Source organism: Pseudomonas sp. P4_D7, from assembly GCF_056401755.1.
The window spans coordinates 25,824-38,095 of sequence record NZ_JBFUIR010000041.1; the positions used below are offsets into that span (position 1 = coordinate 25,824).

General features: G+C 59.1%; 13 protein-coding genes. 6 read left to right on the forward strand and 7 right to left on the reverse strand.

Annotated elements, in window-relative coordinates; genetic code table 11:
- Positions 1-42: 42 nt before the first annotated feature.
- Positions 43-1,209 carry a class C beta-lactamase gene (ampC, locus tag AC1DVF_RS22285; RefSeq protein ID WP_477783147.1) on the reverse strand — a complete coding sequence of 389 codons (1,167 nt, stop codon included), beginning with the start codon at positions 1,207-1,209 and terminating at the stop codon, positions 43-45.
- A gap of 160 nt (positions 1,210-1,369) precedes the next feature.
- Here ampC and AC1DVF_RS22290 point away from each other — a divergent pair, with 160 nt between their 5' ends.
- Complete coding sequence (locus tag AC1DVF_RS22290) at positions 1,370-2,242, forward strand: LysR family transcriptional regulator (RefSeq protein WP_093433987.1); 873 nt, start codon at positions 1,370-1,372, stop codon at positions 2,240-2,242.
- A 124-nt stretch (positions 2,243-2,366) separates the two neighbouring features.
- Here the strand turns inward: AC1DVF_RS22290 and gudD are convergent, their stop codons facing one another.
- Positions 2,367-3,710 (reverse strand): glucarate dehydratase, encoded by a 1,344-nt coding sequence (gene gudD / locus AC1DVF_RS22295; RefSeq protein ID WP_122597342.1) that lies wholly within the window; start codon positions 3,708-3,710, stop codon positions 2,367-2,369.
- Positions 3,711-3,749: 39 nt separating this feature from the next.
- Entirely contained in the window at positions 3,750-5,096 is a 1,347-nt protein-coding gene (locus AC1DVF_RS22300) for an MFS transporter (RefSeq protein ID WP_186624143.1), read from the reverse strand.
- 345 nt (positions 5,097-5,441) lie between these two features.
- On the opposite strand from AC1DVF_RS22300, the gene AC1DVF_RS22305 reads away from it, so the two are divergent.
- Together AC1DVF_RS22305 and AC1DVF_RS22310 are read left to right on the forward strand one after the other, a co-directional pair.
- The gene (locus AC1DVF_RS22305; RefSeq protein WP_477783148.1) at positions 5,442-6,155 is read left to right on the forward strand and encodes a FadR/GntR family transcriptional regulator; all 714 of its coding nucleotides are present in this window, start codon (positions 5,442-5,444) and stop codon (positions 6,153-6,155) included.
- 92 nt (positions 6,156-6,247) lie between these two features.
- Positions 6,248-6,478 (forward strand): hypothetical protein, encoded by a 231-nt coding sequence (locus AC1DVF_RS22310; RefSeq protein ID WP_460091505.1) that lies wholly within the window; start codon positions 6,248-6,250, stop codon positions 6,476-6,478.
- 334 nt (positions 6,479-6,812) lie between these two features.
- Here AC1DVF_RS22310 and trhP read toward each other — a convergent pair whose 3' ends face one another.
- A complete protein-coding gene (gene trhP / locus AC1DVF_RS22315) occupies positions 6,813-8,144 on the reverse strand; it encodes a prephenate-dependent tRNA uridine(34) hydroxylase TrhP (protein WP_477783149.1) in 1,332 nt (443 codons plus the stop codon).
- 155 nt (positions 8,145-8,299) lie between these two features.
- On the opposite strand from trhP, the gene AC1DVF_RS22320 reads away from it, so the two are divergent.
- A complete protein-coding gene (locus tag AC1DVF_RS22320) occupies positions 8,300-9,361 on the forward strand; it encodes an AI-2E family transporter (RefSeq protein WP_093434002.1) in 1,062 nt (353 codons plus the stop codon).
- On the opposite strand, the gene AC1DVF_RS22325 is transcribed toward AC1DVF_RS22320, so the two are convergent.
- The 3 genes from AC1DVF_RS22325 to AC1DVF_RS22335 all read right to left on the reverse strand — a co-directional run bounded on the left by AC1DVF_RS22325 (position 9,358) and on the right by AC1DVF_RS22335 (position 10,414).
- Positions 9,358-9,540, reverse strand: coding sequence for a hypothetical protein (locus AC1DVF_RS22325; RefSeq protein ID WP_093434005.1), 183 nt, complete (start codon positions 9,538-9,540; stop codon positions 9,358-9,360). The genes AC1DVF_RS22320 and AC1DVF_RS22325 overlap by 4 nt on opposite strands.
- 98 nt (positions 9,541-9,638) lie before the next feature.
- On the reverse strand, positions 9,639-9,833 hold the full coding sequence (locus AC1DVF_RS22330; RefSeq protein ID WP_016984641.1) for a hypothetical protein: 195 nt from the start codon (positions 9,831-9,833) through the stop codon (positions 9,639-9,641).
- Positions 9,834-10,063: 230 nt separating this feature from the next.
- Positions 10,064-10,414: a hypothetical protein gene (locus AC1DVF_RS22335; RefSeq protein WP_093434008.1), complete on the reverse strand. Its 351-nt coding sequence runs from the start codon at positions 10,412-10,414 to the stop codon at positions 10,064-10,066.
- 256 nt (positions 10,415-10,670) lie between these two features.
- Here AC1DVF_RS22335 and AC1DVF_RS22340 point away from each other — a divergent pair, with 256 nt between their 5' ends.
- Together AC1DVF_RS22340 and AC1DVF_RS22345 are read left to right on the forward strand one after the other, a co-directional pair.
- A complete protein-coding gene (locus AC1DVF_RS22340; RefSeq protein ID WP_477783150.1) occupies positions 10,671-11,489 on the forward strand; it encodes a shikimate 5-dehydrogenase in 819 nt (272 codons plus the stop codon).
- 216 nt (positions 11,490-11,705) lie between these two features.
- Positions 11,706-12,224: a cupin domain-containing protein gene (locus AC1DVF_RS22345; protein WP_186625642.1), complete on the forward strand. Its 519-nt coding sequence runs from the start codon at positions 11,706-11,708 to the stop codon at positions 12,222-12,224.
- Positions 12,225-12,272 lie beyond the last annotated feature (48 nt).

Consider the following 12,272-nt stretch of genomic DNA (forward strand, 5'->3'; position numbering starts at 1 on the left):
ACCTCGAAAGGTCGCCCATTTTTATTGCCTGACGCGAAACTTTTAATCGGCGACAGCACTGAGAATCTTATGGGCGATCTTCACCCGCTCAGGAATCGGGAAGTTCTTGTTGGCCATGATCACGATGCCAACATCCTTGCTCGGCACAAACGCCACATAAGCCCCGAAGCCACCCGTCGAGCCGGTCTTGTTGATCAGCACGTCATGCGGCTGCGGTTGCGGCGGGTTCAGCCACTGCACCTTGTGCGCCTCCATGGCCATTTCCGTCGAATTGCCGGCGAGCAAATGCTCGAGACTGATCGGATAACGGTACATCTCCCAACCCAAACCTTGAGTCATATCGCCTACCGTGTAGTACCCGGTGTGGGTGTTGGCGATGGTTTTTTGCAGGGAGGCTTCCAGCGCTTCAGGTTTCAGGTTGGCCTGCACGTAACGCAGCATGTCCACCGCGCTGGTTTTCACCCCGTAGGCCTGCGAATCCAGGGCGCCGGGGGTGACGCGCACCGGTTTGCCGTTCTTGTCATAGCCCTGCGCATACAGGTCCATTTGCGCGGCCGGCACGCTGAGGTAGGTGTGCTGCAAACCGAGTTTAGGCAGCAGGGTTTGGGTCATCGCCTGATCAAACGGCTGGCCGAGGCTTTGAGCGGCCAGATAACCGAACAGGCCCAGACTCGGATTGGAGTACTGGCGATGGCTGCCGGCGGGATATACCGGTTTCCACTGTTGGAAATAGCCGAGCATCTTGTCAGACGAATCCGCACTGTCCGGGAATTGCAGCGGCAAACCGCCGGCGCTGTAGGTGCCCAGTTGCAGCACGCTGATGTTATCGAAGGCGCTGCCTTTCAGCTCAGGCCAGAGCTGACTGGCCTTGGTCGACAGATCGAGTTTGCCCGTCGCCAGGGCGTAACCGGCGAGGGTGGCGGTGAAGGTTTTGCTCACCGAGCCGATTTCGAACAGGGTGTTTTCGCTGACTTTCTGCCCGGTGTCTTTACTGGCGACGCCGTAGTTAAAGTAATGCGCCTTGCCGTTGATGGTCAGTGCTACGGTCAGGCCGGGAACGTTCTGTTGCTGCATCACCGGCGTCACCGCTGCGTTGACCAGCGCTGACAGTTGCGCATCGTCGGGCACGGCGGCGAAGCAGGCACTGGTGCCGAAGAGCAGACCGAAAGCGGCGCAGGAAATGACTTTGCTCGATTGAATGGATGACATGAATGAACCACTCTCCATGAGTGTTGATGACGGTATCCCGCTACACTGCGGGCGATTTCTGTGTTTGGCGACTGATCAGCGCCGCCAATTTATTCAGCGCGACCCTAATCTACAAACGATGAAAACTCGCACGAGCCATTAGAAAAATTTGGGACTGGGCATGATTCGACCGCAATTGCCGCTCAACGCGCTGCGTGCCTTTGAAGCGTCCGCGCGTCATTTGAGTTTCACTCGCGCGGCCGTGGAGCTGTGCGTCACGCAAGCGGCTGTCAGCCATCAGGTGAAAAGCCTCGAGGCGCAACTCAACGTCACCCTGTTCAAACGCCTGCCCCGTGGGCTGATGCTGACCAGTGAGGGTGAAACCTTGCTGCCGGTGCTGAGCACCTCGTTCGATCACATCGCGCAGATTCTGGAACGCCTCGCTGGCGGACAGTACCGCGAAATGTTGACCGTTGGCGCGGTGGGTACGTTCGCCGTGGGTTGGTTGTTGCCGAGGCTGGCGGACTTCCGGACGAAACATCCGCTCATAGATTTGCGGCTGTCGACCAACAACAATCGCGTGGATGTCGCCGCTGAGGGTTTGGATTACGCCATTCGCTTCGGTGCCGGGGCGTGGCATGGCATTGAGGCGACGCGTTTGCTCGATGCGCCGCTGTCGGTGTTGTGCGTGCCGGAGATCGCTCGGCAATTGCAATCGCCGGGGGATTTGCTGCAACAAACGCTGCTGCGTTCCTATCGCACCGATGAATGGCCGGAGTGGTTTCAGGCTGCCGGTTTGGCGACCCAGGCTGCTCCGCCGCAGAGCATCGTGTTCGATTCGTCGCTGGCGATGATGGAGGCTGCGTTGCAGGGCAGTGGGGTGGCGTTGGCGCCACCAATGATGTTCGCCCGGCAACTGGCGGCGGAGGCGATTTGTCAGCCGTTTGCGATTGAGATTACGACGGGGAGTTACTGGTTGACGCGGTTGCAGTCGCGTCCCGAAACGGCGGCGATGACAGCGTTCAAGGAGTGGCTGTTACAGGCTTCCGTCTAGCGTAAACCCTGTGGGAGCGAGCTTGCTCGCGAAAGGGGCAGGTCAGTCAACATTACTGTTTATGACACACCGCATTCGCGAGCAAGCTCGCTCCCACAGGGGCAGTGGTGGATTGGAGATCAGGTTAGCGCACCAGACACGGCCGCTTGTTATCGAACTTCCACCCCGGAATCAGAAACTGCATCGCCACGCTGTCATCCCGCGCGCCGAGGCCCATGCCTTTATATAGCTCATGAGCCTTGGCCACCTGGTCCATGTCCAGCTCGACACCCAGCCCCGGTTTTTTCGGCACCTGCACCAGACCATCGACGATTTGCAGCGGCGCCTTGGTCAACCGCTGGCCGTCCTGCCAGATCCAGTGGGTGTCGATCGCGGTGATCTCGCCCGGTGCGGCGGCAGCGACATGGGTGAACATCGCCAGCGAGATATCGAAGTGGTTGTTGGAATGCGAGCCCCAGGTCAGCCCCCATTCATGGCACATCTGCGCCACGCGCACCGAACCTTGCATGGTCCAGAAATGCGGGTCAGCCAGGGGAATGTCCACCGACTGCAACTGAATCGCATGACCCATTTCGCGCCAGTCAGTGGCGATCATGTTGGTGGCGGTTTTCAGCCCCGTGGCACGACGAAACTCGGCCATCACCTCTCGACCGGAATAACCGTTTTCCGCACCGCACGGGTCTTCGGCGTAGGCGAGCACCTGATGCTGATCGCGGCACAAGCGAATGGCTTCTTTCAGTGACCACGCGCCGTTCGGATCGAGGGTGATGCGCGCATCAGGAAAGCGTTCGGCCAGCGCTGTGACCGCTTCGATTTCGGCATCGCCACTGAGCACGCCGCCCTTGAGTTTGAAGTCCTTGAAACCGTATTTCGCGTGGGCCGCTTCGGCGAGGCGGACCACGGCTTCGGCAGTCATGGCCTTCTCGTGACGCACGCGGAACCAGTCGTTGTCGGCGTCCGGTTCGCTGCGGTAGGCGAGGTCGGTTTCGCGCTGATCACCGACGTAAAAAAGATAACCGAGCATCTTCACTTCATCGCGTTGCTGACCTTCGCCGAGCAGCGCCGCCACCGGTACATCGAGATGCTGACCGAGCAGATCGAGCAGTGCGGCTTCGAGGCCCGTCACCGCGTGGATGGTGATGCGCAGGTCAAACGTCTGCAGGCCACGGCCACCGGCATCGCGGTCGGCGAAGGTCTGGCGCACTTGATTGAGGATCTTCTGATACGTGCCGATCGGGCTGCCGACCACCAGGCTGCGCGCGTCTTCCAGGGTCTGGCGAATGCGCTCGCCACCGGGTACTTCACCGACGCCGGTGTGGCCGGCGTTGTCCTTGAGGATGACGATATTGCGGGTGAAAAACGGCCCGTGGGCGCCGCTCAGATTGAGCAGCATGCCGTCGTGGCCGGCCACCGGGATGACTTGCATGTCGGTGATGATCGGGGCTTTGGCGGTGTCGTGTGCGGTCATGTTCTTATCCTTTTAATACGCAATCTTTAACAATGGACGTCAGGCGTGTTTCGGCGCGGTCTCGACCACGGCGATGTCGGCAGCAGGTTTCGGTGTGGTGCGCGCGAAGAAGACGATGATCGCGGCGATGATCGAGGTCGCGGCCAGCCCATAGAGGCCGCCCTGAATCGAGCCGGTGTGTTCTTCGAGCAGGCCGAACGTGGTTGGCGCGACGAAGCCGCCAAGGTTGCCCACCGAGTTGATCAGTGCGATCACCGCTGCGGCGATGCGCGCATCCAGGTACGCCTGCGGAATCGGCCAGAACAGCGATGAGGCGGATTTGAACCCCAGCGCGGCAAAACAGATCGCGACGAAAGCGAAGATCGGCCCGCCGGTGGTGGACATGAACATCCCCGCAGCGGCGATCAACAGGGCGGTGGCGACCCACGCCTGTTGGTGTTTCCACTTGGCCGAGAACGAGGCGAAGGCGTACATGCCGATGATCGACAGCAACCACGGAATCGAGTTGAACAGGCCGACCTGGAAGTCGCTCATCTCGCCCATTTTCTTGATGATGCTCGGCAGCCAGAAGGTTGCCGCGTAAATGGTCAACTGAATGAAGAAGTAGATCAGGCAGAACAGGATGATCTGGCGGTCCTTGAGCAGTTTGCCCATCGATGGCCGGATCGGCGTCGCGGCTTCGCGGGCCTTCTGTTCAGCATCGATGGCGTTGACCAATGCATCCTGTTCGGCGCGGGTCAGCCATTTCGCGTCGTGGGGTTTGGCGTCGAGCCAGAACCAGACGAACACGCACAGGCACACGGAAAACATCCCTTCAATGAAGTACATCCATTGCCAGCCGTGCATGCCCAGCCCGTTGATTTGCAGGAGCAGACCGGACAACGGGCCGGAGATCAACGAGGCCACGGCGGAGCCACTGAGGAAGATCGCAATCGCCTTGCCGCGTTCGGCGCCGGGCAACCAGCGGGTGAAGTAGTAGATCACCCCGGGAAAGAACCCGGCCTCGGCCACGCCGAGCAAAAAGCGCAACACATAGAAGTGGGTTTCGTTCTGGATGAAGGCCATGCCGGCGGCGACCAGGCCCCAGGTGAACATGATGCGGGTCAGCCAGATGCGTGCGCCGACTTTCTGCAGCAGCATGTTGGAGGGAACTTCGAACAGCGCGTAACCGATGAAGAACAGGCCGGCGCCGAAGCCATAAGCGGCGGCACCAATACCGAGGTCATGTTCCATGTGAGTGCGGACGAAACCGATGTTCACTCGGTCAATGTAATTGACGATGAACATGATCACGAAAAGCGGCAGGACGTGGCGTTTCACTTTCGAGATGGCCGACGCGAGTGTCGAATCGACGCCCTCGTTCATCCCGGAGACGGAGGTTTTCACTTGTTTTTCTCCCACTGATTATTTTTATGCGGGGTAGGGCAGGTGCTGCGTTGTTGCTAGACATCATACAACTGAGAAATTTTGTCCTACAAGTAGGGTTGGCCGATTATTTTTCTCTGGGATGCCGGTTTTTTATGCTTTTTTGCGTTAATGACCAATGTTTTCTGGGTTTTCTAAGGCGTAGAACATCGCGTCACCCCCAGGGAGACACGGTTCTGTTTGTCAGGAGTGTTTGAAGGTATTTCCGTTTATTTGAGTGTTTTCATACAAGTTGAGCCGCTAGACTCAATTTCGTCATCCCCGCAGGATGCTACGATCCACAAGCCCCGATCACCGGAACCGATCATGCAAGAAGACCTCGACGCTCCCGCCCGTAAACGTGCGCACAACCTCGCCCATGACCTGGTGGAGAAGCTCACGCAAAGCATCCTGCTCGGCCAACTGTCGCCCGGCGACAAGCTGCCGTCAGAGAATTCCATCGTTCAGGAACACGGTGTCAGCCGCACGGTGGTGCGCGAGGCGATTTCCAAGTTGCAGGCCTCCGGGCTGGTGGAGACGCGCCACGGCATCGGTACCTTTGTCATCGAGCGTGTTGCGGAGCAGGGCTTACGCCTGAATGTCGACACGGCGCTCGGTGTGCGCAGCATTCTCGAACTGCGTCTGGGCCTGGAAACCCAAGCGGCGGCGCTGGCGGCGCAGCGGCGCACGGAGGCGCAAGTGCTGCAGATGCGTCAGGCGCTGGATGACTATCAGCTGCTGCTCGACAACAACGACAGTTGCGTCGAAGCGGATCGGCGTTTTCATCTGCTGATCGCCGAGGCCACCGGCAATGTTTGCTTCAGCGAGATCATGCAGCACTTGGGCAGCGCGATGATTCCGCGTCATCGCCTCAATGCTGCTGAACGTGGCGCGGCGGATTTGAGCAAGCTCGGGCAACTGGCCCATCTGGAACATGAGGCGATTCTGAATGCGATCAAGCGTCAGGATGCGGACGCCGCGCGCGCGGCCATGTGGCTGCATCTGACCAACAGCCGCGACCGGTTTTCCGCGCGGGGCTGATGGCCGTTGGTCTGTTCGGTAGCACGCCGTGCACAGGGCTGATTCCAAGTTGTACGGCCCGGGTATTCCGGACCTCCTGAGTGAGGTGCGTCATGGCTAACGATTTGCTGTTTCAGGGTGGCGTGCTGCCCACCGATTCGACCCGGCCGCTGCCCGGTACCGATGAACCGACACTGGCTGATCATGATTCTCCAATGGGGATGCCCCCGGGGCGCGATCCCTTGAGCGATGCCGACCGACCCAACGACTGGAAAGATCCGGGGGCGGATGAAGATGTGCCGCCGGCGGATGAGCCGACGCCTCTTTCCGATGATCGGCGCTGAATCCTGGTTGTTGTGCTGGATTTACCGTCCCCTTCGCGAGCAGGGAAGCGCGTCCCAATGTGGGAGCGAGCCTGGCGATGTTGCGGGAAGAGTCTGTTTTCGTAAGCTTCCCTCACCCCAGCCCTCTCCCGGAGGTAGAGGGGGCCGACCGAGATGTCTTGCGTTATATATCGACCTGAACAACCGAGTCGATTATGGACTCGGCCAAGTCCAGTTTTCTTGATCAGAAGAGTCGATTGTGGATTCACCGGCGTAATTTCAGGTCGGCGGATTTCTCCAATTTCCCCCAATCGGTCCCCTCTCCCTCTGGGAGAGGGCTAGGGTGAGGGCCTTCTCAGTCATCACGCAGATCCCGCATCAACAACCCAAACCGCAAATCCACCGCATCCGGAATCGGCAGATACACCGTGTGCCCATCCCCCGGTGCCACCTCGATCGCTTCTTCTTTAGCGTTCTGCAGCTCATGCAGATCAAAATGGAAATTGCCCTTCGGCGTCATCAACTCCAGATGATTACCCAAGGCAAAGCGGTTCTTCACCTTGACCTCTGCCAACCGCCCACGCCGCTCGCCGGTCAACTCGCCAACGAACTGCTGACGCTCCGACACCGAGCTGCCGTGCTGATAATTCTGGTACTCGTCATGTACATGCCGACGCAGAAATCCTTCGGTGTAGCCACGCTGTGCGAGTGACTCCAGATCGGTCATCAGGCTACGGTCAAATTCACGCCCGGCCACCGCATCATCAATCGCGCGGCGATACACCTGGGTGGTGCGCGCGCAATAGAAGTGCGATTTGGTCCGGCCTTCGATTTTCAGGGAATGCACGCCCATGCGCGTCAGGCGCTCGACATGCTGCACCGCGCGCAGGTCCTTGGCGTTCATGATGTAGGTGCCGTGTTCGTCCTCGAATGCTGGCATCAATTCATCGGGGCGATTGGCTTCCTGCAGCAGGAACACCTGATCGGTGGGCGTGCCCAGCCCCAGCGTTGGCTCTGGCTGGAAGGTCTGGACGATCTCGCCGAGGTGGTTTTCGGTGGCTTCTTGCGCTGAGTATTTCCAGCGACAAGCATTGGTGCAGGTGCCCTGATTGGCATCGCGCTTATTCATGTAACCCGACAACAAACAGCGCCCGGAATAGGCCATGCACAGCGCGCCGTGGACGAACACTTCCAGTTCCATGCCCGGCACCTGCTCACGGATTTCGCCGATTTCCTCCAGCGACAATTCTCGCGACAGGATGATCCGGCTCAAACCCATCTGCTGCCAGAACTCGACGCTCGCCCAGTTCACCGTATTGGCCTGCACTGACAGGTGAATCGGCATCTGCGGGAAATGTCGCCGCACGAGCATGATCAGTCCCGGGTCGGACATGATCAGCGCGTCGGGGGCCATGTCGATGACTGGTGCCAGATCTTTGAGGAAGGTCTTCAACTTGGCGTTGTGCGGCGCGATGTTGACCACCACGTAAAAGCGTTTGCCTTGCGCCTGCGCTTCACGAATACCCAGTGCCAGATTGGCGTGATCGAACTCGTTGTTGCGCACCCGCAGACTGTAACGCGGCTGGCCGGCGTAGACCGCATCGGCGCCGTAAGCGAAGGCGTAACGCATGTTTTTCAGGGTGCCAGCGGGGGCGAGCAGTTCGGGGGCGGCGAGGGTAGGGGTCATGGCGGTGTCGGTCGCAAAAGCGCGGCAGGGTAAGTCAGATGCGGCGAGGGTTTGTTGATCTGGATCTATGCTCCATGAATAAAGATGGCACTCGTGCAGGTCGCGGTTGACTAAGCATCGGGGCGTGCATGACGCCTGACTGACATGGATCGGACATGAACGAAAAAAGCCTTCAATTCAAATCCCTCACCGTGCTGCTGTTGCTGGTCACGGTGGCGTTTATCTGGATCCTCTTGCCGTTCTACGGTGCGGTGTTCTGGGCGGTGATTCTCGGAATTGTGTTTGCGCCGATGCAACGCCGGCTGCAGGCGAAATTCGGCTGGCAGCGCAACCTGACGTCCCTGTGTACCTTGTCGGTCTGCCTGGTGATCGCGATTCTGCCGGTGATCATCCTCAGTGTGCTGTTGGTGCAGGAAGGCGCAGCGGTCTACAAGAACATCGAAAGCGGCGAGCTGGACATCGCTGCGTATCTGGCGCAATTCAAGCACAGCCTGCCGCCGTACTTTCAGCACTTGCTCGACCGGTTTGGCATGGGCGAGCTCAACGGCTTGCGCGAGAAAATCGTCAAATCGGCGATGCAGGGCAGCCAGGTGCTGGCCAGTCAGGCGTTCAGTTTTGGCCAGGGCACATTCGAATTCGTGGTGAGTTTTTTCATCATGCTGTATCTGCTGTTTTTCTTTCTGCGTGACGGCGCCGAGCTGGCGCGCAAGGTGCGCACCGCTGTGCCACTGGAGGAAGGCCACAAGCGGCGCTTGCAGTTGAAGTTCAACCGTGTGGTACGGGCGACGGTGAAGGGCAATCTGGTGGTCGCGGTGACGCAGGGCGCATTGGGCGGGGCGATTTTCTGGTTTCTCGACATCCCCAGCGCGCTGCTGTGGGCGGTGTTGATGGGGTTTTTGTCGTTGCTGCCAGCGGTCGGCGCGGGGATTGTCTGGGCGCCGGTGGCGGTGTATTTCCTGCTCAGCGGGATGATCTGGCAAGGCGTGGTGCTGGGCTTGTTCGGGGTATTCGTGATCGGTTTGGTGGACAACGTGCTGCGGCCGATTCTGGTGGGCAAGGACACTAAAATGCCCGATTACATGATTCTGATCTCGACCCTTGGCGGCCTCGCAGTCTTCGGTCTCAACGGCTTTGTGATCGGGCCGCTGATCGCGGCATTGTTCATGTCGAGCTGGGCGCTGTTCGCCGAGACCAAGCCCAAAGTGCAACTGCCTTAAGCGTGAAACGGCTCGCTGACAAGCTTCTGCGACAGTGCCTGCGCAGCGGGCAAGGAAGTCAGCGGGCCACTGATCGCTTCGCCGTCGCGCATCAGATACCAGCAGGCAAGCAGGCCCGTGGCCCTGAGCGAAGCGGGGACGGCGCTGCCGATAACGGACATGATTTGAACCTGAGCCATGACGAGTACCTCCATCTATCAATGGAGCTACCTTAAAGATTCGCCGGTTCTACGGACAATCAACGCTTTCGATAGTGGTCATTGATGCCGTTGAGGCTTCAGTCGACCACTTGATCAAGCATGTGCATGACTTCACGCTCGTTGAGCAAACCTTTGTGCACGAGGTTTTCCGCCAGCAGCGAAAGGAACTTGGCGCAACGATGGCCTTCCAGGTGCTTGAGCTCGGTCAGCGCGCTGTACACCTTGCTGGAGGTGCACAGGCCGACGATGCGGTGCGGGTTTTGTGTTGGCATACAGTCGTCCTTGTTGTTATCAACCTGTTGTTTACGGACGGATTCAGATTGCGGCTCCGTCATGACAAATAAATGACCGTTTTATGGAAAAGTACATAACGGTCAATCAATCATGCCGACTTTAGCCGGTGAAACTGTCCTCACAGCGACCTTGGCGAGATTTTTTCAGACGCTGGCCGACCAACGGTCATAAAAAAGCCCCGCTATACAAGCAGGGCTTTGTGTTTCGGTTACCAGCGTGGGCCGCCGTAGTAGTGCGGACGACCGTAGTAGCCGCGCGGCGGGCCGTAATACACCGGGGCCGGTTGCACGTAGACCGGTTGTTGYACATACACCGGCGCGGGCTGGTAGTAGACCGGTGGCGGTGGCTGCTGCACATAGACCGGTGGCGGGGCGTACACCGGCGCCTGTTGCACATAAACCGGACGATCCTGGTTGATAAGCGCCGAACCGATGATGGCCGAGCCGACGATTGCGCCAAACACCGCCGGACCCTGCCAGCCACCGCCGTGGGCTTCTGCTTGCCCTGTGACAGCAAAAGCACCGATCAGCAGGGCGACGATAGGGAGTTTACGAATCATGATAATTCCTCGGTTCTTCGACCCGGCATCGGGGCCTGCACCAGGCCCACAGTTGTCGCGGGGATACTTCTAAGACAGCGAATTTTGGAAAATCAGCACAGCCACTGGGTAAATTTTGTGTAAGGTCTGTACCGGTTTATTTACCGGGCGGTGTGATGGCCGCGGAAGACGTTTAAAACAGGCCTCTATGATCGTTCAGAAGCCGATGGGCTGGCTAATCCCGTTTATCCGAAAGTGCGTTTGAAGGAGAAGTTTCATGCAGATGAACCCGAACAAAGACACCCAACTGTGCATGTCCCTGTCCGGGCGCCCGGGGAACTTCGGTCTGCGTTTTCATAACCATTTGTATGAGCAGTTGGGCCTGAACTTCTATTACAAGGCTTTCAGCAGCCAGGACCTGACCGGCGCGGTGGGCGGCATTCGCGCCTTGGGCATCCGTGGTTGCGGCGTGTCGATGCCGTTCAAGGAGGCGTGTATTGCACTGGTCGATGAACTGGATGCATCGGCAGCGGCGATCCAGTCGATCAATACCATCGTCAACACCCACGGCCATCTCAAGGCTTACAACACTGATTACATCGCTGTGGCGCAGTTACTGGAAACCCACGCGGTGCCCAAGGAATCGACCTTTGCTTTGCGAGGCAGTGGCGGCATGGCCAAAGCGGTGGCCAGCGCCCTGCGTGACGGTGGTTACAAAAACGGCTTGATCATCGCCCGCAACGAACGTGCCGGGCGTGCATTGGCGGATTCGCTGGGCTATCGCTGGCAGGCTGAACTGGGCGATGAACGCCCGCAGATGCTGATCAATGTGACGCCAGTGGGCATGGACGGCGGGCCGGAGGCGGGGCAGTTGGCGTTTGAACCGGAGGCGATCAAGGCTGCAGATACGGTGTTTGATGTGGTCGCGATCCCGTCGGAGACGCCGTTGATTGTGCGCGGTCGAGCAGAGGGCAAGCGGGTGATCACCGGACTTGAGGTGATTGCGATTCAGGCGCTGGAGCAGTTTGTGCTGTACACCGGCGTGCGGCCGACTGAAGAGCAGTTTGCGGCGGCGGTGGCGTTCGCCCGGAGCTGATTGAGTATTGTGGTGGCTGGGCGGGCCTCTTCGCGAGCAGGCTCGCACACAGTTGAATTTTTGTCATACACAAGTTGTGTGTTCGCTGTAGATCCCCTGTGGGAGCGAGCTTGCTCGCGAAGGAGGCGACGCGGTTTCACGCCGGCCATCAATGCCTATACTGCCTCCTCAGCAAGCCCAGACTTGCCCACCATAAAAACCGTGACCGAGGCTCCTATGCATCCGCCTATCCTCAACCTGCATCAGGTCGAACTCGAACCCCTGCCCGAAGCCCTGGCCCCGGAAGGCGAAACCGCCGGGCGCTATCAACAGCGCATGGCGCGGATTGGCCAGCAATTGGGGTCGCAAAAACTCGGTTATCGCCTGTATGCCTTGCCACCGGGCATGCGTGGCAGCCCGTTTCACAGCCATCGGGTCAACGAAGAGATGTTTTACGTGGTGGCCGGGGAGGGCGAGGTGCGTCTGGGCGCCGAGCGTTTCCCGATCCGCGAAGGCGACGTGATCGCTTGCCCGCCGGGTGGGCCGGAGAAGGCGCATCAGATCATCAATACCAGCTCGGGCGAATTGCGCTATCTGGCGGTGAGCACCCAGCAGCAGCCCGATATTTGCGAATACCCGGATTCGAACAAGTACGTGGTGATGGATAACTTCAAGTTGGATGCCGAGGGCAATGCCTCAGGCTTTGTCGCGGTGGCACGGCAGGCGGATGGCGTGGATTACTGGGACGGTGAATAACACGCAGATCCCTTGTAGGAGTGAGCCTGCTCGCGATAGCGGTGTGTC